The organism is Sphingomonas piscis (assembly GCF_011300455.1).
Classification (GTDB): Bacteria; Pseudomonadota; Alphaproteobacteria; order Sphingomonadales; family Sphingomonadaceae; genus Sphingomicrobium; species Sphingomicrobium piscis.
The window spans coordinates 1,841,913-1,866,457 of record NZ_CP049869.1 but is presented as its reverse complement, the minus strand read 5'-3'; the positions used below and the strand labels follow the sequence as shown (position 1 = coordinate 1,866,457).

Below are 24,545 nucleotides of genomic sequence, written 5' to 3'. Positions count from 1 at the left end.
CCATATACCTTCCGAACCACTGGAATACGTCCGACCCTGCCCCCTTCTTCAAGCTTCAGACATGCGATGGCGCTCTGCAATCCGCGCCATTAAAGGGAGGGAATGGATCTAGAGCGTCGGTTTGTAGTAAAGCCTTGGGGTCGCGAGACACTGCCTGCGCCCTTCCCTTCAATGGGCGAGAAAATTGGCGAGGTCTGGTTCGTCTCGCCACAGCCATTGCCGCTCCTTGTGAAATATCTGTTCACCAGCGAACGTCTTTCTGTCCAGGTCCACCCGAACGACGCGCAGGCACGTAGCAGTGGGTTCGCTGGCGGAAAAACAGAATGTTGGTACATCTTAGATGCTGAACCCAATGCCCAGATCGGCTTAGGGCTAACCACGCAACTCAGCCCCGAAGAATTGCAGCAGGCCGCGCAGGACGGTTCTATTGAGCAATTAGTGCACTGGCGACCGGTGAAAGCTGGCGAATTCCTGTACGTTCCGCCGGGAACCATTCACGCGATCGGAGCCGGTATAACCCTCCTGGAGTTCCAGCAGAACCAGGACGTGACCTACCGATTGTACGATTACGGCCGTCCTCGCGAGTTGCACATCCGAGAGGCTGCCAACGTGGCCAATGCAATGCCCTATCCACCTGAGTTATCTCGGCACGTCAATCCTGGTTCGAGCGCGCTATTGGTGCAGGGGGAGCACTTCAAGTTTGCTCATGCGAGGGCGGACAGTATCAACAACTACTTCCTGGAACAGCGCCGCTGGGTGGTGCCTCTTGAAGGTGAAGTGCGAAGTGGAGACCATTCTGCAAAACCGGGCGACTGCCTCGTAGCTGCCGCAGGGGAGCCGCTGCATGCTCGGGGCCGATTTCTGATTGGAGCTGAAGCGTAAGATCCACTGGCCGAGATTGAGATAGACGGGAGCATAGCCGCGACATCCTCGGCACGAACGATGGCCCGAATGGTCGTGAGCAGATGAGGTAATCCGGCGGGGAACTCAATTATCTAGGGGAACCAGGACTCGCCGATGCTTGTCAAAGGGTCCAAAATAATCAAAGTTTAACAACGGACGCTAAGTAGGCATTCAGGCGAGGAGGAACTCGGATGAACTTGAGTCCGCTTGGCGCCCTTTTACTCTTTGGATCCGCAGCTGCTCTCTGCGCCGCCATGTGGGCGCGTGCCGCTAGCGGGTCCCGACACCTCTATGTTCAGGCTGCTATCGCTACCGGGCTGGCTGCTTGGACCGCAATCCTGATGATCATAGCTTTTCTTTCGTAATGATCCCATGGATCAGCGTGGATGCTGCTGAGCAGCAATTCCTGGTGCTAGGACGAACGCTGCTAATCTTAGCTAGTGAAGCTGCAATGCGCGTAGTCACCGTCCTATAACGGAGCACCAGCTAAGAAGCGGTTGTTTAGCGCTCGGGACCAAGGCAGAGCCTCAGGTGCAGCAAGGGTAGAACGCCATGTTCAAGCTCACCTACAAGCGCACTGCCTTGGTGGATGCGCAGAGCCAACTCCTAACTAGCGAGGTGGAGCGGCTCAGATCTGAAGTCGAGGTGCTGCGCCTGCGTGTCCACGAATTGGAACAATTGGCAGGGGTCGACGAGCTAGTAGGCCTGCCAAACAGAAGAAGCTTTCTCCACAGCCTAGAAAAGCTGATCGGAAGAGTAGCGAGGTACGATCTATCCGCTGCTATGATCTTCATTGATGTCGACGCGCTGAAGCAGATAAACGACACCTATGGACACACTGCTGGTGACTCCTCGCTGGTGCATATCGCTCGCCTACTACAAGAGGCTGTGAGAACTTCTGATTGCGTCGGCAGACTCTCGGGCGATGAGTTCGGCGTCCTCCTGGAAAACACAGATGAAATCGGCGCTTGGAACATGGCCCTTCGCGTTGTGGAACGCATCGCGAATTCCTCATTCGCAATCGACGACAACGTTGTTCGACTGAGCGTCGCGGTGGGCGTCGGTATGATCAAGCCGGACGACACTCCACATGACGCTATCAAGAGAGCGGATGAGCAGATGTACCGTATCAAGAGACCGTCCCGGATGAACGGCTAATCGTCAGTCTTTTGATCTGCCACAGACCTGCCAGGCTATGGACGTGCTGCTTGCCTCAATTGAAAAGATTTACCCACCTGCCTGAGCGCCACCGCGACCGATGCAAGCCTCGGCTTCTTCAGATGCGCTTTTGAGGGTTTCGCACCTCCTTTCGAGGCAAGTGCCTCTGCAAGGTAGCGATCTGCAAACTCCTGATGATGGGACCTCTTGATTGGGTCCGGCTCTTCCGCCGCAAGCACCATCTCTTTGGCCGCACGCGCAAGCAAAAGTTGTGCGTCGTTGGTCATCTGAGCCCCACCCCTATCCACATCGGACCGTGACGTCATGACGTCACAGCGGCAGAGTTAAACAGTGTTCCCGCCCCGGAACAAGGACTTTCCAGGCGCCTTTCTATTTCTTCAATCCCCCCTCCTAAGACGAGCAAGGGCTCAATGAGGCACGAATTCCAAAGACTTGCCGCCAGGCACGTTTTAGTTATGATATTTCAGGAGCGTTTAAGCTCCTTCTGAACAGCGCCCACCCGCAAACCGACTGAGACGGTCTACTGCTGCCGCAATGGCTCGGATTGACTGGCATTGCTGCAGATGCTGCGCAGCTTGCGACGAACGCCTGTTTGTTAGGATTTAATAGACAACCTGCGCCTGGGCCTTGTCGCCTTCGGCTCCTTTGCAGACACCGAATTCTTCGGCTTGCGCCCCAAATTGTGTGTTTTCGCAAGTGCCTTCCGCTGTTCGGAGTAGTTCGGTGCGGTCATCGGGTAAGTGTCCGGCAACCCGTAGTCACTGCGGTACTGATCTGGCGTCATCCCATGTGCTGTCTGGAGGTGCCGCTTCAACGTCTTCTGCTTACGACCACATTCCATACAGACGATGAAATCCGGCTTCACTGATGCTCGCACAGGCACGAGCGGTGTCTTTGGCGTTAGTGCATCACCTGGATCTTTTCCGAGCGAAGAAAGGGTTGAGTACACCAACTGGATGAGGTTCCCGACATCGCCAATGGCCACCGAGTTGTTTGCCACATGAGCAGCAACAATGTCAGCTGTAAGCTCGGTAAGGTCCGTGTTTGTATCCAAAGCTTCCTCCGATTGATGTGTGCCCTGCATTAGCTTGCAAAGCCATTCTGACAATCGGCAATTCAGCCGACGCTGCTTTACATATTTCAATCAAGATTGTGCCGACCTCCCACATTGTGGAGCGTCAAGTCTGACGGGTTAGTTCAAAAGGACGTAATTGAATCCTCTTGTATGAAGACCCGTGCCTTTCAGAACCAAGGCGCACCCATTCTTTATGATTTGTTAAGGTTTCTATCGCATTAACCTTCCTTAATTCGGGCCGCCTGGCAGGTCGAAAACTGGGGAGAATCCCAATGCGTGCGCTACTTGTCGAAGACGAACCGACTGTCTCAAAAAGCATCGAACTTATGCTCAGTGGCGAGGGCTTCAAAGTTGACACCACTGACCTGGGGGAAGAGGGTCTCGATCTCGCCAAGCTTTATGACTACGACATCATTCTGCTCGACCTTAATCTTCCGGACCTTCACGGCAATGACGTCCTCAAGAAGATCCGCATAGCGAAGATTAGTACGCCCGTACTCATTCTTTCGGGAATAGGCGACATGGCAAGCAAGGTCAGCGCGCTTGGCTTCGGTGCCGACGACTATGTTACGAAACCGTTTCACCGTGACGAATTGACTGCTCGCATTCATGCGATTGTCCGCCGTTCGAAGGGCCACTCCCAGTCGGTCATTCGGGTAGGCAAGCTTGCAGTCAACTTGGACTCGAAGTCAGTTGAGGTTGACGGTCGACGCGTGCATCTGACAGGCAAAGAGTACGCCATGCTAGAGCTGCTAGCGCTGCGTAAAGGATCAACCCTGACGAAGGACATGTTCCTCAACCATCTTTATGGCGGGTTAGACGAGCCAGAGCTGAAGATCATCGACGTCTTCATCTGCAAGCTTCGCAAGAAGCTTAGACTGGCGTCAGATGGAATTGATTATGTTGAGACGGTTTGGGGGCGTGGATACTCTTTGCGAGATGAAGCAGAAGCTTCCGCGGATCATCTCGTCGCCGCGTGAGGAGGGCTGCAAGCCCCCCACCTCAAGCGCAATCTGCCAGTCTCACATGTTAAAACTCGCTCGATCGTTTCGCCGGTGTCGAACGGACAGGTGGAGCCTTTTGCAACATCCCCGCTGGGGGTTAGGTGATCCACCAAAGCAAAGCTGCGGCAGCCGCCCACCCGACGATTGCTAGCCCAAGTATCCAACGAAGTTTTGCACCGAACGATAGTTCAACTTCGGCGGATTGGAGGTTTGGCAGGCTGTCATCAGCAATTAGAAAGCCTTCTGCATACTGCGCTTCGAGGGCGCCTCGCGCAGCCGGTGCCGACTGCAACAGCGCAGCGCTAATGGCCGCGCTTGAGATCGTCTCTTGGAACTCACACCCTACTAGGCGCCCACTTACCCATTTTACGACAGCGCGAGAACCTGAGGCTCCAGGTATGTTCAAGTCCAGGAAGTCGCCCTCGGTGAGATCGAAGGCAGTCTCCAAGAGTAAGCCTGTAACCGATATGTCCAGGATAAGGAGATCTGCGTCCCCGGACGTAGTGACGCCCCGTGTCGTCAGTCGAAGTTTGTGTCGCGTCGCAAAACGACGATTTACCTCGAGCTCTTCAGTTTGGATGAACGCTCGATGTGACGTCATACCTCTACCCCCAAGTGCAAACTGGACCTTCTAGGTTAACAAAGTCTTACTTATCCTTCGGGAATGGTGTCGATTTTGACAGCTTCCGATAGCCGTTCAAATCTCTCAAGAGGGATAAGCATACCCACGACGCTTCGATCCGTTTCTGAGGCTCGACACGCGGGCTTGTTCCGCTCAAACAGTACGCGGAGGGAACGTCATGCGCATAAGTTCAAAGTTGTTTGTTGCGTTTGCAGGGGCAGTAACCTGTCCGGCGGCCTCGTTGGCAGCGCCAGCGGTCTTTGACTGGTTCGAATATCAAGGCAATGATCCGCTCCCGCAGGCAGGCGCGGGCGAGTTCAACAATCCGATCCTGACCGGCTTTTACCCCGATCCAAGCATCACCCGGGTCGGCGACGACTATTACATCGTCACCTCGACCTTCTCCTACTTCCCCGGCCTTCCGATTTGGCACAGCCGAGACCTCGTCAGCTGGAAGCAGATCGGTAACGCCATTTCGCGTCCGACCCAGCTCGACTTCAAGAAGCTCGGCCTGTCGCGCGGCGTATTCGCGCCCACTATCGAGCATCGAAACGGCACCTTCTACATCGCCAACACCTGCGTCGACTGCGGCGGCAATTTCGTGATCACCGCGAAAAACCCCGCTGGCCCGTGGAGCGATCCCATTTGGCAGCCGGAAGTCGACGGCATCGATCCGTCGATCTTCTTCGACGACGACGGCCGCGCCTGGATGCTCAACAACGGCGCCCCGACCGAAAAGCCGCGCTACGAGGGCCATCGCGCCATCTGGATCCAGGAATTCGACGTTCGCACCAACAAGACGTTTGGACCGCGCACGTTGCTGGTCAACGGCGGCGTCGATATCAGCAAGAAGCCGATCTGGATCGAAGGCCCCAACATCTACAAGAAGGATGGCTGGTACTACCTCAGCGCCGCTGAAGGCGGAACGGCGGAAGGCCATTCGCAGGTGGCGCTGCGAAGCAAGAACGTCACCGGCCCCTATACACCCTGGGAAGGCAACCCTTACCTGACCCAGCGCGACCTGCCGCGCGACCGCAAGAGCCCGATCACCTCGGCCGGGCATGCCGACCTAGTGCAGCTTCCGGACGGCTCCTGGTGGGCCAGCTTCCTCGCGGTCCGCCCCTACGAAGGCGACTTCTACAACACCGGCCGAGAGACATTCCTCATGCCGGTCAGCTGGGCCGAAGGCTGGCCGCGGATCACCCGACCGGGGGAGACCATCCCCTACGTTCTGAAGCGTCCGAACCTGCGACCGTCCGGCACGGCTGCCAATGGCCGCCGCGAACGGGTTCGGGAAGAATTTAACGGCCAGGCATTGCCGCTCGACTGGATGATGATGCGCAACCCGCGAGAGCGCTGGTACAGCCTGTCGGGCGGAGCGTTGCAGCTGACCCCGCGTCCCGTCGGCCTCGGCGACTTCGCCAATCCTTCGATGGTGGGCCGGCGCCAGCAGCATATGTATGCCACCGCGTCGACCTCCGTGCGCTTCAATCCGGCGGCCTCCGGCGACAAGGCCGGACTTACGGCACTTCAGAACGACGAATATTGGTATTTGTTGTCGGTCGCTCGGGGATCGGCAGGTCCCGAAGTTCGGCTTGAGCGCCGGGCTGGGCCGAACGATCCAGCCAGCGGCACGGTGCTGGCTTCGGCCCCGTTGTCGACCGGCGCAGGCACGCCCGTTCAACTGCGGATCCGTGCACGCGGAGGCGCCTACGATTTCGAATATGCAATTCGTGGCGGTCGTTGGCAGACACTAGCCGCCAATCAGGACGGCAAGATCCTCAGCACGAAAACAGCCGGCGGCTTCGTCGGCACGGTGTTCGGGCTTTATGCTTATTCACCGGGGAAGACCGCCAAGGTTCCCGGTGAGCGCGGATAGTGGTAGTCAGGCGGCGGGCGCAGTGGCGCCCGCCGCTTTGATGTTGTCCGAAGCTTAGCCGCGTTCGCCCGGGCTGCGCCCCATCGGGGGTGCAGTAACCGCGAGCGATTGTGCCATCTGCAAATGCTGCTGGATGACCGGTACTGCGCTTCCCGCAGTGGTGCGGAGCGCCGGAACGTCGCCGCTGGCGGCATAGTTCTGATGCAGCGCAAGCGCTTCCTGGTGCGCCTGGATCTGTGCGTCGCGGAACGCAGTATCGAACGACGCTCCTTGGGTCGCGCGCAAGTTGGCCAGCATCTGGGCATGAGCGCCCGTTAGTGCCGGCGCTGGCGGCGGAAGGCCGGCCGATTGCGCTGCCGAGGCAAGCTGAGCCGTGGTCTGGCTATGGTGATCGATCAACATCTGCGCGAATTGGCGGACCGCCGGGTTCTGCGACATCTGCAGCGCCAATTGCCCCGACTGGATTTCGAATTGGTCGCCGCTTGCCGCCATGCGGGTGTAGGTCGGCCAGAACAGGGGGTTCGTCTGGTCGACAGCTGCGGCAACGGGGGGCATCGGGTCGACCGGCGGCGCAGGCTCGGTAGTGGTGCAGCCGGCGATTGCCGCGGCGGATGCGGCGCAAAGCAACAAACGTTTCATGTTTCACTCCCTCTGTTCGCCCGCATGAAACGAGAGAGGAAGCCGTCACGTTCCCGGAGATACGTACTGCTTTAGGTTAGGTTCGTGACGCATACGTAGCGACGAATCGCGGAACCCGAATCGGGAGCGGAGCATTCTCGCGGCAAAAGTCAACTTTTAAATGAGTAACAAAAATGAAGCAGCTAGCTCTCAAGCTTGCGGCCACGGCTGCCCTCGCCCTGGTGATCCCGATGGCCCCTGCCATCGCATCGCTGGAGACCGTCGAGGCGAAGTCTGAAGCCGCCAATGCTGCCGCGATGGCGCGCAGCGACATGTATGCCGTGTTCGGCGATCAGGAACTGAAGCCCGGACACTACCTCTGGCGTGACGTTCCCGAAGAGGCGGGCGCCGAGCGCGTGGTCGTCAGCCTGTCGGACCAGCTTGCCTATCTATATCGCGGCAATGAGTTGATGGCGGTCTCGACCGTTTCGAGCGGAAAGACCTCGACACCGACGCCGACCGGCATCTTCAATGTCCTCGAAAAGAAGCCGATGCATCGCTCGCGCAAGTATGACAATGCGCCGATGCCCTTCATGCAGCGGATCGACCGTTTCGGAGTCGCGCTCCACGCCGGTCATCTTCCGGGCCGGCCGGCATCTCACGGGTGCGTTCGCTTGCCGTCCCAATTCGCTGCGAAGCTCTTCAAGACCACGCCTGTTGGAACTCCCGTCCTGATCGGCGCGTAAGCTGCCGATCCGCAGGCCAGCCGCCATCGCTTGAATCCCCTTGGCGATGGCGGCATTGGCTTGTCCATGACCGATCAGCGCGACGGCCCGAGCGGCGACACATTACCATCCTTTGCTGCTGTCGTCGGCGCGCCGAGGTGTGGCACGACCGCCATTTCGCGCTACATCCGGGCCCATCCAGACGTCTGCTTCGCCAAGCCGAAGGAGCCGCATTTCTTCATCCTCAACGACTTTCACGATGTCGCAGACAACGAGCTTCGCGAGCGGGTAGACCGCGATTACCTTGATCGCTTCTTCGGCGAATGCCGCGACAATGCATCCATGCTGGCTGAAGGGTCGGTCTCCTATCTTTATGCCGCCGACAAGATGGACGCGATCCTGAGGATCTGGCCGGAAGCAAAGTTCATCATCTCCGTCCGCGACCCCCTGCAGCTCTTGCCGTCCATTCATCAGCGCTTGCTGTATCAGGGCGACGAGAATGTACGCGATTTCGACAAGGCCTGGCGGCTGACCAAGGTTCGCGCGGAAGGCAAGAAGATCCCCCGCTCATGCCTTGACCCGCGCCTGCTCCGCTATGACGAAGTCGGCCGGCTGGGTGCCAATGTAGAAGCATTCTTCAACGCTGTCGGCCGCGAGCGCTGCTTGGTCGTCGTTTACGACGACATCGCTGCCGATGCTGATGCAGTGTTCGAGCAAGTTCGCTTATTCCTCGGCCTCAAGCCCTTCGTGTACCAGGAAGAGCGGCGACGCCGGGAGAGCCGCGGGTTCCGGTTCGGATGGCTGCAACGATTGCTGAAGCGTCCGCCGGTGGTCACCCGTGCTGTGCTTGCGGGCGAACAGTTCCGGCGCCGGGTAGCCAAACGTCCCGCGAAGCAGCCCGGCGCCGTCGCGCGTGGGCTGATGTCGGCGCGCAAGCGGCTGATCGCGCTGAACCAGACGGCGCCGCCGCCGCCCAGCATGTCGGACGAGGTCCGGTCGGAGATCCGCGCTTTATTGTCGCCCGACATCGATCGGCTCGCGACGCTGATCGGGCGGGATCTTTCGCATTGGCTAGGGCGGTCGCAGCCGAATTGACTGCCCAACTTTCGACTGACGTCAAGCGCTTCGTCGCATTTAATTGAACTGGGTTCGTCGTAGCGCGTTGAGCTGACAAACCTAGTTTTTACAAAGAGATCACAGTGACAAAGCGCATGATGACGCGCGCCGCTATTGCGGCTGCGCTCTTATGCGGCACGCCGGCATTTGCGGCCAACACATCCGTGTTGCCGGGCGCTGCCGCTATTGCTTTCGGGGCATTCGAGCCGGGCGTCCAGGCCTTTTATCAGGCGCGCGGCGATAAGCCGCTATGGCTGTCGCAGCCTGGCGCAATCGATGCAGCATTGTCTGTATTGCAGCGGGCGCCCCTCGACGGGTTTGCCGCCGGCCCCGAATTGGCCAATGCCGTGCAATCGGCGCTTCAGCGTGCCTCTGCGGGCGACCTGACGGCACGCACAGAGGCCGATCGTCTGCTTTCATCGGCCTGGGTCCGCTATGTTCGCATCTTGAGAACTCCGCCTTCCGGAATGCGGTTCGAAGATGCGTCGTTGCTGCCCGCGCAGCGCGATGCTCGCTCGATGTTGACCGAAGCAGCGGCCGCGGCGTCGCTGTCCGACTACGTCCGGAAAACGGCGTCGGTGAACCCGATTTACGCTCAGCTTCGTGACGCTGCATGGAATGAGATGCAGGCGAACGGAACGGGCCTCGATCCACAGGTCGCGGCAAGTCTCGACCATGCCCGCTTCGTTCCAAGGAGCGGACGGTACGTGGTGGTGGACGCCGCCAGCGCGCGCCTGCTGATGATCGAGGATGGACAGATCCGCGACAGCATGAAGGTGATCGTCGGAAAGAGCAGCAGTCAGACCCCGATGGTCGCCAGCCAAATCTACTACGCCACGGTCAATCCATATTGGAACGTTCCAACCGATTTGGCGCGTAAGATCATCGCACCCCGAGTGCTTCAGGACGGGACCGCCTACCTCAAATCGCACCGCTATGAGGTTCTTGCGAGCTACGACGAAAACGCCGAGATCATCGATCCCTCGACCGTGGATTGGAAGGCGGTAGCGAGCGGCGCGGCGCAGGTTCGTGTGCGGCAGCGGCCCGGTGCCGACAATTCGATGGGCCAGATCAAGTTCCCGTTTCAGAACGACTTGGGCATCTACCTGCACGACACGCCTAAGAAGGAATTGTTCGCCCAGGCGAGCCGCGATCTCAGCAACGGCTGCATCCGACTTGAGGACGCACAGCGGCTTGGTCGCTGGCTGCTCGGCCGCGACCCCGTGCAAGCTTCAGCTCCGGAGCAGCACATCGCGCTTCCTCAAGGCGTTCCAGTCTATGTCACCTATCTGACTGCTCAGTCGGAGAATGGACGGCTGGCGATGCTGCCCGACGTTTATGGCCGCAACCGCTCGGCTAGCGGCGCGGTCGTGGCCGCAGCTTACTGAACGGCGCTGAACGCCTTTATCTGAGCGACGGGCGCCGGTGTATAAGCTGCCGCTCTCTCCGCGTGCAGCTCCGCAAGCTCGGCGTGAAGTCGCTGAATTTCGGGATCGGTTGAGCAAGCGGCGAGAGCGCGGCACTGACGCTCGCGCTCGGCGTGGTAAAGGTGGTCCTCGTAGGTCATCTGACGAATTCCCACACGTGCAAGCGGCAGCTTGTGGGCTGTCAAAGGTGCCGGCCTGGTTTCGATAGGCGCCTTCGGTCCTTTTATACCAAATTCGCCGTGAGCGACCTAATATGGCGGAAATTTGCAGCCTAAGCGGCAGCAAGAATAACATTGGTTAGAGGAAAATGCGGCGAGCCAAAGCGACTCGCCGCACGTCTCAGCTCCGTCAGACTGACTCTTTGATGGTGGTGAGTTCCGGCTTGGGGATACCGTTCGCCTCGAACTCGGCCTTCAGCTCCATCTTGCGGGCCGCGAGTTGCTCGCCGAGCGCATCCAAGTCGATCTTGCTGCCGCGGACCTGACCGAAGATGCTGTCCTTGCCGCTCTCCTCTTCCTTGACGTGGTGCTCGATTTCTTCCTGAAGCACCTTCACCTTGGAATCGAAGTATTCGTCGCTCTCACCATCGCCATTGAGGATGTCGGTGATCAGCACCTTCGCGCCGTCATGCTCGACATAGGCTTCCTTGAGGTCGTCCTCCTCCACCTCACCCTTGCAGGCCGGGTAGAAGATTTCCTCTTCGATTTTGGTGTGGATGATCAGTTCCTGGCAGATCTGCTGCGCCAGCTTCTGCTTGCGGCCTTCGCCCCGCGCCTTTTCGAACTGCTCGAACAGATCCTCCACCTCCCGGTGGTCCTGCTTCAGCAACGCGATCGCGTCCAAGGTCTTCGTCTCTGCCATGGTGGGCTCCCTGATGTCGATCAAGGAAACCTCCGCAGACCTTACTAGTTCCTACGGACATGCGTCATGAAACTGTCACAGTCGACCGGCCCGGCTTTGACTTCAAGGCGGCGGGCTATTTGGTGTCGATCGCCAGCGTCATTCTGCTCGGCATCGTTGCCTGGCCCACCCGCTCGGAACCGCAGTGGCACAAATCGGTGCTGCTCGCCGGCATAGCCACATCTATCCTCGGCATGGGCTTTCGTTACCTTGCCCACCTGAAGCAACGGCGGGAGTTGCAGCAGGCCAAAATGCAAAAGACAGGAGGCTAGGCCGCGCGCCTGCCGCGGGGAGCTTCCGCAATCGCGGCTGTCCCTTGCGGGGCACCCTCTTCTTCTGGTGCTGGCGTCACGGGCGCTGCGGTATCCAGCTCCAGCCAGTCGCGGAATGGCAGGCCATAAAGCATGTCCATCACTTCGAACTCGAGGCCGCCCGGCTGGCTCGTATTGCTGTTCCACAAGGCCACGACGCCGCTCTTGAGCAGCGGGTCGAACAGGATCAGGGAGCGGTAGCCGCTCACGCCGCCACGGTGGCCGACGATGCGGTGACCGGCATAATCATAGCTCCGCCAGCCGTATCCGTAATCCGCTTCGCCGAGACGTTCGAGAAACTTGCGAAGCCGGCCGCGCTCTCCCGGCGTCTTCACCAGCGGCGCGTGGATGGTGTTCAGCACCTGCGTCGAGACCACGTCGGGCATGAGGCCCATCTGCGCGATCATCCACAGGCTCATATCCTTGATGTTGCTGTTCACCCCGCCCGCGGCCGGCACCTTGTAGTAAGTGTCGAGCAGATCCACCGGACGGCGGCCGGCAGCGTGCGGCCGTGCCCAGCTCTTCGCGCTAACGATGCCATCGCGCGTGACGCTTGCACTCGTCATCCCGATCGGCCCGAACAATTGTTCGCGCAGCGCGTCGCCGTAGCTCTTGCCGGTCAGCCGTTCGACGATTTCCGTGGAAGCGTCATAAGCGACGTTCTGATAGCTCCAGCAGGTGCCGGGCGGGCATATGGAATTCAGCTGCGCCAGCGTCTGACGAAGGAAGCGTGGATCCTGCCCCTCTTCCAACTTGTTGTCATAGGCGTTGCGGTAAAGGCCCAGCCGGTGCGACATCAGGTCGCCGACGGTCGCATAGCGTTCGGTACCGCCCGGCAACTTCAGCGTCGCCGAATAATTGGCGACCGGTGCCGAAAAGCTGACCTTCCCTTGTTCGGCGAGCTTGGCCACCATTGTGGCGGCAACGCCCTTCGATACCGACGCCCAGCGGAAGACGGTCTCGGGCGTGACCTGTTCGCCCGACTTGGCGAGCGTTTCGCCATAGCCCGACAGGAAGGTGATTCGGCCGTTCTCGACCACGCCGACCGCCATGCCGACCATCGAAGGCTCGCTCATCAGTTGCTTGAAGCGGCTGTCCAGCGCTTGATAATTCAACCGTTGGCGGGCGCCCGAATCCACCTTGGCGAGTTCGACCTTGGCCTGGCTGAGCTGAACGGGGTGGTCCGCCTTCGCGGCAGGCTCGGACTTCATCGCGACAACCGTACCCGCCACGGCAAGCGCGACGGCTCCGAGCCCGATCGTGTGACCTCGTTTCAAACCTGTCTCCCCGCCCCGCTCGAACTGCTGTGGCGACCGCCGCAGGAGGGCTCAACAGCCCTCCTCTGCGCCTGCGGCGAAGCGATTCTGACGTGCGACGAACGCCTGCCAAGCTGGCGTTCCCGGCCACTAGGGCTTAAAGGCCGCGCAGGAGCCGATCGATGCAATTCTTGAAGACATTGTTCTGGGTGCTGGTCGCGGTCCTGATCTACGCCTTTTCATCGAATAACTGGTTCGACGTGACGCTTAGCCTGTGGAGCGATCTTCGCGCGGACATCAAGCTGCCCCTGCTGCTGCTGCTTGCCGGACTGAGTGGCTTTCTCCCGACCTTCCTCATCCTGCGTGGCCGCATCTGGTCGCTTCGCCGCCGTCTCGAAGCACATGAGCGCAGTTACACGCCGGTCGCTCCTTCGCCTTCGACTGCCGCGCCCACCGTCGAACCAGCCCGTGAGATACCAACGGCATGAACCCGATCTTCGTCGCCATCGACACGGCCGACCACGGCCAGGCAATGGCAATTGCGGAGGCCGTCAAGCGCAGCGCCGGCGGCCTGAAGCTCGGCCTTGAATTTTTCTGTGCGCATGGACCTGCTGGCGTTGCGACGATGACGGCCCTCGGCCTGCCGATCTTCCTCGACCTCAAGCTTCACGACATTCCCAACACGGTAGCCAAAGCCGTCGCTGCATTGGCGCCGATCGCGCCGGCAGTTCTCACCGTGCACGCGGCCGGCGGACGCACAATGCTGGAAGCTGCGAAGCGTGCTGCCGCCGCAAACACCAAGATCGTGGCTGTTACCGTTCTCACCAGTCTCGACGAAGGCGACCTTGCCGATGCCGGGGTGACCGGCAGTCCGGCCGAACAGGTGCGCCGCCTTGCCGATTTAGCCCGCGCATCCGGTGTCGACGGCATCGTCTGCTCAGGGGCCGAAGTGGCTGCAGCGCGGGCGGCCTGGCCCGACGGCTACTTCGTCGTGCCAGGCGTTCGGCCGGAAGGCAGCGGTGCTAGCGATCAGAAGCGCGTCGTCACGCCCGCCCGCGCGCTTGAAGATGGCGCCTCCATGCTGGTAATCGGGCGCCCGATCACCGACGCACCCAATCCCGCCGAAGCCGCCCGCACCATCGCGGACAGCCTTCGCCCGCAACCGATCGAGGTTTGAAGCAACCATGAGCTGGCTGAGCCGAGTCCGAAACGGCATCCCGTTCCTGCCCAAGCGGCAGACGGCCGACAATCTTTGGCACAAGTGCGGCAAGTGCGGCACGATGATCTTCACCAAGGAATGGGAAGACAATCTGAAGGTCTGCCCGCGCTGCGAGCATCACGACCGCATCGGCCCTGTGGACCGCTTCGCTTACCTGTTCGACGGTGGCAAGCATGAGGTCCTGCCGGCGCCGGAAGTTCGCGAAGACCCGCTGAGGTTCAAAGATACCAAGCGCTACACCGACCGCATTAAGGCCGCGCGAGCGGCAACGCATGAGCGGGACGCGCTTCAGAATGCACGCGGGCTGATCGAAGGTCAGAAGGCCATTGTCGGAGTTCAGGACTTCGCCTTCATGGGCGGGTCGATGGGCATCGGTGTCGGCGCCGCAATCGTCGCCGGCATTCGCGCCGCAATTACCGACGCCTGTCCCTACATCCTGTTCACCGCTGCCGGAGGCGCGCGGATGCAGGAAGGCATTCTGTCGCTGATGCAAATGCCGCGTACTACCGTTGCGCTTGCAGAACTACGCGAAGCGGGCCTCCCCTACATCGTCGTTCTGACCGATCCGACCACAGGTGGCGTCACCGCCTCCTACGCGATGCTCGGCGACGTTCAGCTTGCAGAGCCGGGCGCGCTGATCGGTTTTGCGGGCCAGCGCGTGATCGAGCAGACTATCCGCGAGAAGCTGCCCGAAGGCTTTCAGCGCGCCGAATATCTACTTGAGCACGGAATGATCGACATGGTTGTGCCGCGGTCGCAGCTTCGCGACCGGCTGGCACAGCTGATCGGCTATCTCGCACCGGAGAAAGCGGCGGCGTAATGGCCGATTTCGCGCGGTCGGATCACCCGGCCGTTCAGGAGCAGCTGGACCGGCTTTCGCTCTTGTCCCCAGGCGGCGACCGGCTCGGCCTCGACCGGATCACGCGCCTGCTCGATAAGCTCGGACGTCCTCAGGACGATCTCCCGCCCGTGTTTCACGTGGCCGGAACCAACGGCAAAGGCTCGACCTGCGCCTTCCTTCGTGCTGCACTGGAGGCCGCCGGCAAGAGCGTCCACGTCTTCACCAGCCCGCACCTGGTGCGCTTCAACGAGCGCATTCGCGTTACCGGCAGCCTGATTGGGGATGAAGTGCTCGCAAGTCTCCTTGCTGAAGTGCTGGACGCCGGCGAAGCGATCGAGCCGAGCTTCTTCGAAGTCACGACCGCCGCCGCCTTCCTCGCTTTTGCTCGCACCCAAGCCGACGCTTGCATCCTCGAAGTCGGACTTGGCGGCAGGCTCGACGCGACCAATGTGATCGAACGGCCGCTCATCACCGGCATCGCGAGCCTGGGTCTGGACCACCAGCAGTTCCTGGGAAACCGCTTACCCGACATCGCGGCGGAGAAAGCGGGGATCGCCAAGCGCGGCGTTCCGCTGGTGACGCAGCTCTATCCGCCCGCCATCGGCGGCCGCATCGGAAAGATCGCGGAGGACGTCGGGGCGATCTGGAGCCCGCGCGGCGCCCGATGGGATGCGATCGTTGAGCGCAAGACCCTTCGATATCGGGACGAGCAGGGCGAACTGGACCTGCCGATCCCGCGCCTGCCGGGTCGGCACCAGGCGCTCAACGCGGCCCTGGCTGTCGCCCTTCTTCGTCATCAGCAGCGTATCTCCTTCCCGCCGAGCGCGCTCACCGCGGCGATGGGCTGGTCGAATTGGCCGGCGCGTCTGCAGCAGCTAACCGATGGACCGTTGAGCCGTGGCCGCGACGTATGGATCGACGGCGGTCATAACCCCTCGGCCGCTCGCCTCGTCGCTGGTTGGGCCAAGCGCCAGTTTCGCGATCGCCGGCTTCACCTCATCTTCGCCAGCCTGAAGTCCAAGGACGCGGCCGGCGTGCTCCAGCCATTCGGCGGCATCGCCCCGAGTGTGAGCACCTTGCCGATAACAGGTCACGATTGCCGCAGCCCTGAAGAACTTGCCGCGATGGCCACAGAGCTCGGCTTCGCCGCGAGCGTTGCAACCTCGTTGGAAGATGCGATCGCTGCCGCCCCGACCGACGCGGCGGTGCTGGTGTTCGGCTCCCTCTACCTCGCCGGCGAGGCGCTGAAGCTCAACGGCCAGTTGCCGGACTGACGTCGTCCTGCGGGCCATCGGCTCGCGCATCGCCACTGCCTCTGGTCCCCGCGGTGCCGATCGACTGATCAATCAGGCCCGTGCGCATCATCCACCAGAACAGCACAATGCCAGGGAGCGCCGCAGCGGTGGTGAGCCAGTAGAAGTTTACGTAGCCCATCGATTCTACCATCGCGCCGGCAGTCGTCCCCGTGAGAACACGACCGACGACACTCGCCGCCGCCGATATCAGCGCATATTGAGACGCCGTGAAGCGAAGGTCGGTAAGCGCCGAAAAATACGCCACGACCACAACGCCGCCAATGCCACTCGCGATATTCTCGAACCCGATGCAGGCTGCGAGGCCGACGTTCGAATGTCCTGCTGCGGCAAGGAATGCGAATGTCGCGTTGGAAACGCCCATCAGGATGAGGCTGATCAGCACCGACCTTTTCATCCCGATCTGCGCATAGAGCCACCCACCGATGAAAATGCCGATCAGATAAGCCCAGAAGCCCACGCCTACGTCCCAGATGGCAATTTCGTCATTGGTGAACTGTAGGTCATCAAGCATCAGGCGCAGCACCAACTGGCCCAGCGTGTCGCCAATCTTGTGAAGCAGAATGAAAAGGAGGACGAGCAGCGCGCCCTTGCGCATGAAGAACTCGGCAAAAGGACCGTAAATCGCGCGGACCGCCTGGCCGATACCCTTACGCTCGACAGGATCGCGATGACGTTCCGGCTCGCCCATCACCAGACCCGTTAACATGGCGGGCAAGGCAAATGCCGCGCAGGCCAGGTACGCCGCTTGCCAACCGACCCGCGCCGCAAGCACCAGCGCCAGCGCACCGGCTGCCACCGATCCGATCCGCCATCCATATTGCGACATGCCCGAGCCGACGCCGAGCTGACGCGGCTTCAGTAGCTCGATTCGGTAGCCGTCGATGACGATGTCGAACGTAGCCCCGGCAACGCCGACCAGAATGGCTGCGATAGCCGTCTGGTAAATGTCCTGCGACGGGTTCTGAAGCGCCAGATTGGCCACAGCGGCCATCACCAGCAATCCGGCAACGATAAGCCATGAGACCCGCTGGCCCAACCGTCCAAGCACGGGAATGCGAACCCCATCGACGATCCAAGCCCAAAGGAACTTCAGATTGTAGACGAGGAAGGCGAGCGTGAAGGTTGTCACCGTTGATTTGGTGATCCCGTCCTGCGCGAGCCGCGTCGTCAGCGTCGCACCGATCATCGCATAAGGGAAGCCGGAGGAGACGCCGAGAAAGAAGGACGCGATCGGCGCCGCTTCCGTATAAGGGCGAATGCCTGCCGGCAGCGATGCGCGCCAGCCGGTGACCTCGTCGTGCTGAATTTCCGTTGCCATCCGCTTCCTTCCAGTCTTGCCCCTGCTTAGCAGCGGAGCGCGCGGATGGAACAGCCCGCGCGGGCGTCAGACCGGCTCGCCGGTTTCCGGATGAAAGAGCTGAAGGCCCTTTGGAACCTTGACCTTGCCGCCCTGCAGCAGCCGGTCGACGCTTTCGATGGCCGCCTTCAACTGCTTCTCGCTATAAGGCTTCATCAGGCAACCGATCGCAACCTCGCGGGCATGCGGGTAGGCCTGGCCTGTGGCGAAGAGGGTGGGAATGCCGCGCTCCTTGGCGGCGCGCGCGAGATCGATGCCGGTCTGCTGGCTGCGAAGGCGGACGTCGCTCAAGATCAGGTCGACAGGCTCCCGCTCGATCGCCTTCAAGGCCTCGTCGAAGCCGTCCAGCGTCTCCACGACCTCGTAGCCGTCGTCTTTCAGCGTGGTTTCGTTGTCGAATGCCGTCAGCGGCTCATCCTCGACGATGAGGATACGCTTGACCTTACGCTTCGGCTTGCCGAACAGCATTCGCGCTCCATTGAAACGAGAAACCCTTGTCCCCGCAACGAACGAAGTCCGAACCGGTGCCGCCCCGTAACAGAATGGCGCGTCGGGCTGAAGCGCGTGCCCAGCAGGCGCAGGACAGCGGGCCGCAGCGCATCGCCAAATTGCTCGCCCGCGCCGGCGTCGCCTCCCGACGCGACGTGGAGCGGATGATCGCCGAGGGCCGCATCGCACTCAAAGGCGAGAAGCTGACCACGCCCGCGACATTGCTGACCGACCTGTCGGACGTGACCGTCGACGGCAAGCCGGTCCGCCCTCCCGCGGCCGCCCGACTCTATGCCTTTTACAAGCCGCCATCGACCCTGACCGCGGAGCGCGATCCCAAAGGCCGCGCCACCATCTACGACCGCTTGCCCGCCGGATTGCCGCGGCTGATCCCCGTCGGCCGGCTCGATTACATGACCGAGGGCCTGCTGTTGATGACCAACGACGGCGAGTTGAAGCGGCAGCTGGAACTCCCGCGCACGGGAGTCGTCCGGACCTATCGCGCGCGTGCCTTCGGTGACGTCACCCAGGAACAGCTCGAGGCTTTGTCCGAGGGGGTCGAGATCGAAGGCATGCGCTACGGCTCGATCGACGCCAACATGGAACGCCGCACCGGCCGCAATTGCTGGATTGAGATGAGCCTCACCGAAGGCAAGAACCGCGAGGTGCGCCGCGTCCTCGAATATCTCGGCATGCAGGTGTCCCGCCTGATCCGCATCTCCTACGGGCCGTTCGCGCTCGAGGACATGCAGCCCGGCGAGGTGCGGGAGATTGATCGCCAAGCGCTGGAGCAGTTCCGCGCAACCCTGAAGTGAGGATTATCGCCGGCGAATGGCGAGGCCGCCCGCTGCGGGCGCCCGCCGGTGCGGCGACGCGCCCAACCGCCGATCGCGTCCGCGAGACGCTGTTCTCCATGTTGACGAGCCGGCTCGGCACCTTCGAAGACCTGCGGGTCGCCGACCTCTTTGCCGGCAGCGGCGCGCTCGGGCTCGAGGCACTGTCACGCGGCGCCGCGTCGGCCACGTTCGTGGAAAAGGACCCGGCGGCACTCAAGGCCATTCGCGAGAATGCGGCTACGCTCGGCGCTGACAGTCGCATCCAGACGATCGCCGGCTCCGCGCTGTCGCTTCCACGCGCTGAGCCGTTCGACATATTGTTCGCAGATCCGCCTTACGGCCCCGGCGCGGGTACCGCGGCGCTCAGCGCCATCGCCGCCGCCGGCTGGTTGGCCGCCGGCGGCTGGTGTTCCATCGAGACCGCCCGCGGTCAGTCGGTGAGCGCGGGCGGCTTGGAGGTAGAGGTGGAACGGGACATCGGTCCCGCCCGCATTACGCTTCTGCGTCGGCCTTCGGCTTAGCTGCCTTTCGGATCTCCTCCACTTCCGTGGCGAGACGGCGGCCGATTGCCGCTGCGGCCGCTTTGCCGGCTTCCTTGACGGCCTTGCCGGCACGCTTGTTGTTGCCGTTCGCTCCGCCGCGGTTGAAACCATGTTCCGCGAGCGATGCAAGCGCGGCCGTCGCGGCAACGGCCAGCAGGTCGGCAACGATCGGGCTTTGGAGCAGCTTCAGGAACATATCTGCGGCACCTTCCGCAGCACCCTGTCGCGACTGGTCGCCGCCCTGCCCGGACGCACGCACCGCGACATCCTTACGCGGCGCGCTCCTGGGAGTCTTGCTGCTTGCATCGCTCTTGGTCGTCTTGTCCGACGCCTTGCGTGATCCGGCGCCGGTCGCCTTGCTCGCGCTCTTGGCCATGTTCGTCTCCTTGAAGGTTTGACACCTTAACTCTCGCGGTGGCTGCCGTATCCCTGATGGTAAATGGACTCGGTCCGCCAAGCAGAGATCAACGGTTCGTCGTTAACGGAACGATCAGCGTTAACCCTGACGATCGCGTTGCCGAATGTTCATGCAACAGCCTCCACCAAGCGGGCGTTACTCACGTCAAACGCATAACAGAAACAGGAGATACTGATGCGCAAGATCATGCTGGCACTGGCCGCGACGTCGATGGCGGCGCCCGTTGCCCTTCCGACGCCGGCGTTCGCGCAAGGCTATTATCAGGGCAAAACCTGGCGGGATTCCCAAGGCCGGATTCGCTGCCGTCGTCCCAACGGCACGACCGGCTTGATCGTCGGGGCGGCGGGCGGTGCGCTCATCGGCCGTGCCGTCGACACGCACGGCGAACGAGCGACTGGCACCATCCTCGGCGCCGCGGTCGGCGCGCTTGCTGGCCGCCATATCGACCGCAGCCGCCGCGTCCGCTGCCGCTAAGACCACCAGTCCCCTCGACCGGCGCCGGTTTCACCCGGCGCCGGTCACCCCTACCGATCCACTGTATTGACACAATAATACAGTAGGCTTAGCCTTCCGGGTTCAACAGGGAGGCGTACATCATGTACAGTCAGAACGAGATCGACGAAGCGGTCGCGGCGGGGGCGATCAGCGCTTCCTCGGCCGACGCGCTTCGCACATTCGTGGAAGGGCAGCGCTCCACCAGCGTCCCCGACGAGGAGAATTTCCGGCTCCTCACCGGCTTCAACGACATCTTCGTGTCCATCGCAGCGGCCATTCTGCTGGTCGCGGTCGGCTGGATCGGCCAGTCGATCGGACAGTCCACCGGCATCGTCGTCGACCGTGGGGGACCGAGCTTCCTTGGCCCGCTGGCGATCGCCGGAACGGCTTGGGCCCTGGCATTATTCTTCACCGCCAGGCGGCGCATGGCGTTGCCATCGATTCTGCTGGTCTTCGCCTTCGTCGGCGCCGTGTTCGCGACCGTTGCACTGGTCGAAGCGCAGATCATGTTCAGCATGGGCGAACAGGAACTTGCCCAACGATATGGCGACAGCAACAGCGACGCCGGCAAGGTCATGGTCGCCATTCTCGGCAGCATTGCCTTTGCCGTCAGTGCCGCCGCCGCATGGTTTCACTGGCGCACCTTCCGCGTCCCCGTAACGGTTGCCGCTGGCGCCGCGGCGGCGTCGGGGATCGCTCTCGCCCTGCTATTCGCTGCAATCGGCGACACTTCGTACACCCGGGACGTCGCGCTTGGCTTCGTCTTGGTGCTTGGCATCGCCGTCTTCCTGTTCGCGATGAGGTGGGACGGATCCGACCGGACCCGCACCACCCGCCGATCGGACGTGGCCTTCTGGCTCCACCTGTTGGCGGCGCCGATGATCGTCCACCCGGTGTTCAGCCTGCTGGGCCTCAACGACGGCAGCGCCAGCATTGCCGAAGGCGTCGTCGTCATCGCGCTTTATGTTGCGCTGGGCATCACCGCGCTGGCGATCGACCGCCGTGCGCTGCTGGTGTCGGCGCTCGCCTACGTCCTGTTCGCGCTTCAATCGTTGTTCCGCGAATTCGGCGCCGTCGAGCTCAACGTCGCGTTGACCGCACTGGTGATCGGCTCGGCCCTGCTGTCGCTATCGGCCTTCTGGCATCAGGCTCGTTCAGCGATCGTGTCGCCGCTGCCACAAAGCCTTCGGCTTCGGCTCCCGGTATTGGACCGAGCGGCGCCTATTCCTCAACCAGCCGCATGAGGCGGCGCTCGATCGGGGCCAGGACCGCACCAAGGTCATGGCCCCGCTTGAGCGTCATTCCATGCTCGCCGATCAATGCAAACGCCCCCTGCTTCAGCCGAAGCGCGGGACGTTTTTCGATGCGGATCTCGGGACGCTCGGCAGTACGCCGGAAAGCGGAAAAAACCGCGACATCCTTGTCCCAACCCATTGCATAATCGCGCCAGTGACCGGCAGCGACCATTCGCCCATAGAGATCAAGGATCCGGGTGAGTTCCTTGCGGTCGAACGTCGTGACGCTCTGGCGGTCGCGCGGCGATGGGAACGGGGTGATGACGCTCAAGCGCTTTTCACCTTGGGCGCGGGCTGGCGCTGCGCCTTCAGCATCTCGACATCCTTGCGAAGGTCGTCGAGTTCACGCTCCAGCTCGGCAACGCGCACGCGGGCAGGGTCGACATCCTCGCCGCACGGCGTGCCGTAGGGGACGAAACCCGCGCTGTAATGAACGGAGTCGACCGGCACTGCCTTGGCCGGAATTCCGACCACCGTCGCACCCGGCGCGACGTCGCGGGTGACCACGCTGTTGGCACCGATCTTGGCGCCCTCGCCGACATCGATCGGCCCAAGCACCTGAGCGCCCGATCCGACCACCACCCCGTCGCGCAACGTCGGATGGCGCTTGCCCGCGACCCCCGTCGTCGGGTTGGTGCCGCCCAGCGTCACGCACTGATAAATGGTGACATTGTCGCCGATCTCGGCAGTTTCACCGATGACGGTGAAGCCATGATCGATGAAGAAGTTGCGGCCGATCTTCGCACCCGGATGGATGTCGATCGCCGTCACGAACCGCGAAATATGGTTCACAAGCCGCGCAAGGAAGAAGAGCTTCCCGACGTAAAGCCAGTGGGCGACCTTGTGGAGCCCAAGTGCCCAAACGCCAGGATAGAAGGCGACGTCCCACCGTGAATGAGCGGCGGGATCCCGCGACTTGACCGAGTCGAGATAGGAAAGAAAGCCGGACGCCACCTGACGAATTCCCCTGAACAAACGGCGATGATTTAGGACGCCTGCCGCACGATTGCCAGACGCCGGGGCTGGTTTTGGGATCCCGCCACTTGCGAATAACCCCGCCGTTGGGCAAAGGGCGCGCGCCCGGCCGAGGGAAAAAGCCCCATTTTCGATTCCATCATCCAGACCGTCTTCGCTGACCCGAACCAGCTGCTGCTGTTCGTCCTGATCGGTTTCGCCGCGCAGATGGTCGATGGCGCCTTGGGCATGGCGTACGGGCAGATTTCGAGCACTCTTCTGCTGAGCATGGGGGTGCCGCCTCGCCAGGCTTCGGCCGGCGTGCATACGGCGGAAACGTTCACAACCGCCGTATCGGCCATCAGCCACGTCGCGCACCGCAATGTGGACTGGAAGCTATTCGGCCGGATTGTCGTTCCCGGCGTCATCGGCGGCGTTCTTGGCGCTTACGTTCTGACCACGGTGGATGCAGGCATCGCCAAGCCGTTCGTGCTCGCTTACCTGACCGCCCTCGGACTTTACCTCTTTTATCGCGGCGTCATGCACCGTCACACAGAGCGCAGCCCAAAGGTTGTTGCCCCGCTTGGGCTCGTCGGCGGATTTCTCGATGCGGCGGGCGGTGGTGGCTGGGGCGCAATCGTCACCTCCAACCTTCTTGTCCAGGGCAGCAATCCCCGGAAGACGATCGGCACCGTGAATACGGCCGAATTTTTCCTGACGGTGACGATTTCCGCCACCTTCCTGCTGGCGCTCGGCTGGGAAGCTTTTACGACTGCGACCGTCGGGCTCTTGATCGGCGGCGTGTTCGCGGCGCCATTCGGCGCGATGATTGCCAAGCGCGTGAACCCGGACGTGTTGCTGACATTCGTCGGCGGCTTGGTCACCCTGACCAGCCTCTACGGATTGTACCGGGCGCTGTTCACTTAAGTTCTCCCCCGACAGTTCCGGTGGACAATCAACACGATGCGACTTATGTACCGCTCGTTATGAAATTTGACGCAATCCGGCCTTGCAAGGGGCGCCCGCGCGAATTCGATGTCGACGATGCCCTTGCGGCAGCGCTGCGCGTGTTCTGGCAAAAGGGTTATGAAGCCGCCTCGCTGACCGACCTCACCGAGGCGATGGGGATTACGCGTCCGAGCCTCTACGCAGCGTTCGGCAACAAGGAAGCCTTGTTTCGCAAGGCGCTGGATCTCTACGAGCGCGAGAAGCTGGCATATGTCGGCGAGGCCTTGAAGGCACCGACATCGCGCCAGGTGGTGGAGCGTTTGTGGCGTGGCGCACTCGACATGCAGTTCAGCGACTGTCAGCCGCGTGGCTGCATGCGGATCATGAGTTCCCTGAGCTGCGGGCCTGAAGCCGACTCGATCCGTTGCGACCTGAACGCTCGTCGGCAATCATCGCGTGACGCGATCTGCGCCCGTATCGAGCAGGCCAAGGCCGAAGGCGACCTGCCGAGCGACACCAGCGCCGACGGGCTTTGCTCCTACGTCACTGCAATCCTTCAAGCCATGTCGGTCCAGGCGGCCGCCGGTGCCACTAGGCGGGAGCTGGAATCCTTGATCGACACCAGTCTCGGCATGTGGCCAGGTAAATAATTCGCATTTCAGTACCGCTCGGTAAAAAAAGCTGTTGACCTGACCGGCTCGCTCTTTATATACCGGTCAGTATAGAAGACCGGACATAAGCCGGCACCGTGATGCGTATCATCGCGAAAAGGGCGAGCCCTCACTCGGCACGGAGACGCTCCTCAGTAACACTCACCGCC

At 61.6% G+C, this 24,545-nt stretch carries 30 protein-coding genes; 18 read left to right on the top strand and 12 right to left on the bottom strand.

The window, feature by feature from the left end; genetic code table 11:
- Positions 1 to 171: 171 nt before the first annotated feature.
- Complete coding sequence (locus tag G7077_RS09455) at positions 172 to 882, top strand: class I mannose-6-phosphate isomerase (RefSeq protein WP_246167132.1); 711 nt, start codon at positions 172 to 174, stop codon at positions 880 to 882.
- 573 nt (positions 883 to 1,455) lie between these two features.
- Complete coding sequence (locus G7077_RS09450) at positions 1,456 to 2,061, top strand: GGDEF domain-containing protein (protein ID WP_166411479.1); 606 nt, start codon at positions 1,456 to 1,458, stop codon at positions 2,059 to 2,061.
- A 35-nt stretch (positions 2,062 to 2,096) separates the two neighbouring features.
- On the opposite strand, the gene G7077_RS09445 is transcribed toward G7077_RS09450, so the two are convergent.
- The gene (locus G7077_RS09445; protein ID WP_166411478.1) at positions 2,097 to 2,348 is read right to left on the bottom strand and encodes a hypothetical protein; all 252 of its coding nucleotides are present in this window, start codon (positions 2,346 to 2,348) and stop codon (positions 2,097 to 2,099) included.
- A 329-nt stretch (positions 2,349 to 2,677) separates the two neighbouring features.
- Positions 2,678 to 3,166 (bottom strand): Ros/MucR family transcriptional regulator, encoded by a 489-nt coding sequence (locus G7077_RS09440; RefSeq protein ID WP_166411477.1) that lies wholly within the window; start codon positions 3,164 to 3,166, stop codon positions 2,678 to 2,680.
- A 263-nt stretch (positions 3,167 to 3,429) separates the two neighbouring features.
- Between G7077_RS09440 and ctrA the strand changes: the two genes are divergently transcribed.
- Positions 3,430 to 4,137, top strand: a complete 708-nt coding sequence (gene ctrA / locus G7077_RS09435) for a response regulator transcription factor CtrA (RefSeq protein ID WP_166411476.1) — start codon at positions 3,430 to 3,432, stop codon at positions 4,135 to 4,137.
- A gap of 121 nt (positions 4,138 to 4,258) precedes the next feature.
- Here ctrA and G7077_RS14535 read toward each other — a convergent pair whose 3' ends face one another.
- Entirely contained in the window at positions 4,259 to 4,762 is a 504-nt protein-coding gene (locus G7077_RS14535; protein ID WP_166411475.1) for a PilZ domain-containing protein, read from the bottom strand.
- 262 nt (positions 4,763 to 5,024) lie between these two features.
- Here G7077_RS14535 and G7077_RS09425 point away from each other — a divergent pair, with 262 nt between their 5' ends.
- A complete protein-coding gene (locus G7077_RS09425; RefSeq protein ID WP_246167131.1) occupies positions 5,025 to 6,662 on the top strand; it encodes a glycoside hydrolase family 43 protein in 1,638 nt (545 codons plus the stop codon).
- A gap of 54 nt (positions 6,663 to 6,716) precedes the next feature.
- Here the strand turns inward: G7077_RS09425 and G7077_RS09420 are convergent, their stop codons facing one another.
- The gene (locus G7077_RS09420) at positions 6,717 to 7,301 is read right to left on the bottom strand and encodes a DUF4142 domain-containing protein (protein ID WP_166411473.1); all 585 of its coding nucleotides are present in this window, start codon (positions 7,299 to 7,301) and stop codon (positions 6,717 to 6,719) included.
- A gap of 173 nt (positions 7,302 to 7,474) precedes the next feature.
- Between G7077_RS09420 and G7077_RS09415 the strand changes: the two genes are divergently transcribed.
- The 3 genes from G7077_RS09415 (at position 7,475) to G7077_RS09405 (ending at position 10,509) form a co-directional block, all read left to right on the top strand.
- Positions 7,475 to 8,026, top strand: coding sequence for a L,D-transpeptidase family protein (locus tag G7077_RS09415; protein WP_206367617.1), 552 nt, complete (start codon positions 7,475 to 7,477; stop codon positions 8,024 to 8,026).
- Between the two features lie 66 nt (positions 8,027 to 8,092).
- Positions 8,093 to 9,100 (top strand): sulfotransferase family protein, encoded by a 1,008-nt coding sequence (locus G7077_RS09410; protein WP_166411472.1) that lies wholly within the window; start codon positions 8,093 to 8,095, stop codon positions 9,098 to 9,100.
- 104 nt (positions 9,101 to 9,204) lie between these two features.
- Positions 9,205 to 10,509 carry a L,D-transpeptidase family protein gene (locus G7077_RS09405; RefSeq protein WP_166411471.1) on the top strand — a complete coding sequence of 435 codons (1,305 nt, stop codon included), beginning with the start codon at positions 9,205 to 9,207 and terminating at the stop codon, positions 10,507 to 10,509.
- On the opposite strand, the gene G7077_RS09400 is transcribed toward G7077_RS09405, so the two are convergent.
- Together G7077_RS09400 and G7077_RS09395 are read right to left on the bottom strand one after the other, a co-directional pair.
- Positions 10,503 to 10,688: a hypothetical protein gene (locus G7077_RS09400; protein WP_166411470.1), complete on the bottom strand. Its 186-nt coding sequence runs from the start codon at positions 10,686 to 10,688 to the stop codon at positions 10,503 to 10,505. The genes G7077_RS09405 and G7077_RS09400 overlap by 7 nt on opposite strands.
- A 208-nt stretch (positions 10,689 to 10,896) precedes the next feature.
- Positions 10,897 to 11,409: a hemerythrin domain-containing protein gene (locus G7077_RS09395; RefSeq protein ID WP_166411469.1), complete on the bottom strand. Its 513-nt coding sequence runs from the start codon at positions 11,407 to 11,409 to the stop codon at positions 10,897 to 10,899.
- Positions 11,410 to 11,468: 59 nt separating this feature from the next.
- Here G7077_RS09395 and G7077_RS09390 point away from each other — a divergent pair, with 59 nt between their 5' ends.
- Positions 11,469 to 11,720 (top strand): hypothetical protein, encoded by a 252-nt coding sequence (locus G7077_RS09390; protein WP_166411468.1) that lies wholly within the window; start codon positions 11,469 to 11,471, stop codon positions 11,718 to 11,720.
- Here G7077_RS09390 and G7077_RS09385 read toward each other — a convergent pair.
- The gene (locus tag G7077_RS09385; RefSeq protein ID WP_166411467.1) at positions 11,717 to 13,036 is read right to left on the bottom strand and encodes a serine hydrolase domain-containing protein; all 1,320 of its coding nucleotides are present in this window, start codon (positions 13,034 to 13,036) and stop codon (positions 11,717 to 11,719) included. The two genes, G7077_RS09390 and G7077_RS09385, sit on opposite strands and share 4 nt — an antisense overlap.
- A 161-nt stretch (positions 13,037 to 13,197) precedes the next feature.
- Here G7077_RS09385 and G7077_RS09380 point away from each other — a divergent pair, with 161 nt between their 5' ends.
- The 4 genes from G7077_RS09380 to G7077_RS09365 are packed head-to-tail and all read left to right on the top strand — an operon-like array spanning position 13,198 to position 16,349.
- Positions 13,198 to 13,503 (top strand): hypothetical protein, encoded by a 306-nt coding sequence (locus G7077_RS09380; RefSeq protein WP_166411466.1) that lies wholly within the window; start codon positions 13,198 to 13,200, stop codon positions 13,501 to 13,503.
- Positions 13,500 to 14,192, top strand: coding sequence for an orotidine-5'-phosphate decarboxylase (gene pyrF, locus G7077_RS09375; protein WP_166411465.1), 693 nt, complete (start codon positions 13,500 to 13,502; stop codon positions 14,190 to 14,192). Before G7077_RS09380 ends, pyrF begins: the two co-directional genes overlap by 4 nt.
- Positions 14,193 to 14,199: 7 nt before the next feature.
- Positions 14,200 to 15,054, top strand: a complete 855-nt coding sequence (gene accD / locus G7077_RS09370) for an acetyl-CoA carboxylase, carboxyltransferase subunit beta (RefSeq protein WP_166411464.1) — start codon at positions 14,200 to 14,202, stop codon at positions 15,052 to 15,054.
- Complete coding sequence (locus G7077_RS09365) at positions 15,054 to 16,349, top strand: bifunctional folylpolyglutamate synthase/dihydrofolate synthase (protein ID WP_166411463.1); 1,296 nt, start codon at positions 15,054 to 15,056, stop codon at positions 16,347 to 16,349. Before accD ends, G7077_RS09365 begins: the two co-directional genes overlap by 1 nt.
- On the opposite strand, the gene G7077_RS09360 is transcribed toward G7077_RS09365, so the two are convergent.
- Entirely contained in the window at positions 16,327 to 17,709 is a 1,383-nt protein-coding gene (locus G7077_RS09360; RefSeq protein WP_166411462.1) for an AmpG family muropeptide MFS transporter, read from the bottom strand. The genes G7077_RS09365 and G7077_RS09360 overlap by 23 nt on opposite strands.
- Before the next feature lie 66 nt (positions 17,710 to 17,775).
- Positions 17,776 to 18,216 carry a response regulator gene (locus G7077_RS09355; protein WP_166411461.1) on the bottom strand — a complete coding sequence of 147 codons (441 nt, stop codon included), beginning with the start codon at positions 18,214 to 18,216 and terminating at the stop codon, positions 17,776 to 17,778.
- A gap of 74 nt (positions 18,217 to 18,290) precedes the next feature.
- Between G7077_RS09355 and G7077_RS09350 the strand changes: the two genes are divergently transcribed.
- Positions 18,291 to 19,052, top strand: coding sequence for a pseudouridine synthase (locus G7077_RS09350; protein WP_166411460.1), 762 nt, complete (start codon positions 18,291 to 18,293; stop codon positions 19,050 to 19,052).
- Positions 19,049 to 19,594, top strand: coding sequence for a 16S rRNA (guanine(966)-N(2))-methyltransferase RsmD (gene rsmD, locus G7077_RS09345; RefSeq protein WP_166411459.1), 546 nt, complete (start codon positions 19,049 to 19,051; stop codon positions 19,592 to 19,594). Before G7077_RS09350 ends, rsmD begins: the two co-directional genes overlap by 4 nt.
- Here rsmD and G7077_RS09340 read toward each other — a convergent pair.
- Complete coding sequence (locus tag G7077_RS09340) at positions 19,566 to 19,991, bottom strand: hypothetical protein (protein WP_166411458.1); 426 nt, start codon at positions 19,989 to 19,991, stop codon at positions 19,566 to 19,568. The two genes, rsmD and G7077_RS09340, sit on opposite strands and share 29 nt — an antisense overlap.
- 216 nt (positions 19,992 to 20,207) lie before the next feature.
- Between G7077_RS09340 and G7077_RS09335 the strand changes: the two genes are divergently transcribed.
- Both G7077_RS09335 and G7077_RS09330 read left to right on the top strand, forming a co-directional pair.
- Complete coding sequence (locus G7077_RS09335; protein WP_166411457.1) at positions 20,208 to 20,507, top strand: glycine zipper 2TM domain-containing protein; 300 nt, start codon at positions 20,208 to 20,210, stop codon at positions 20,505 to 20,507.
- 122 nt (positions 20,508 to 20,629) lie between these two features.
- The gene (locus G7077_RS09330) at positions 20,630 to 21,772 is read left to right on the top strand and encodes a hypothetical protein (protein ID WP_166411456.1); all 1,143 of its coding nucleotides are present in this window, start codon (positions 20,630 to 20,632) and stop codon (positions 21,770 to 21,772) included.
- On the opposite strand, the gene G7077_RS09325 is transcribed toward G7077_RS09330, so the two are convergent.
- Together G7077_RS09325 and epsC are read right to left on the bottom strand one after the other, a co-directional pair.
- The gene (locus G7077_RS09325; RefSeq protein WP_166411455.1) at positions 21,750 to 22,094 is read right to left on the bottom strand and encodes a DUF2794 domain-containing protein; all 345 of its coding nucleotides are present in this window, start codon (positions 22,092 to 22,094) and stop codon (positions 21,750 to 21,752) included. The genes G7077_RS09330 and G7077_RS09325 overlap by 23 nt on opposite strands.
- Positions 22,091 to 22,777, bottom strand: coding sequence for a serine O-acetyltransferase EpsC (gene epsC / locus G7077_RS09320; RefSeq protein WP_166411454.1), 687 nt, complete (start codon positions 22,775 to 22,777; stop codon positions 22,091 to 22,093). Before epsC ends, G7077_RS09325 begins: the two co-directional genes overlap by 4 nt.
- Positions 22,778 to 22,936: 159 nt before the next feature.
- On the opposite strand from epsC, the gene G7077_RS09315 reads away from it, so the two are divergent.
- Entirely contained in the window at positions 22,937 to 23,704 is a 768-nt protein-coding gene (locus G7077_RS09315; RefSeq protein WP_166412426.1) for a sulfite exporter TauE/SafE family protein, read from the top strand.
- A 59-nt stretch (positions 23,705 to 23,763) separates the two neighbouring features.
- On the top strand, positions 23,764 to 24,375 hold the full coding sequence (locus G7077_RS09310) for a TetR/AcrR family transcriptional regulator (RefSeq protein ID WP_166411453.1): 612 nt from the start codon (positions 23,764 to 23,766) through the stop codon (positions 24,373 to 24,375).
- Positions 24,376 to 24,545: the final 170 nt, after the last annotated feature.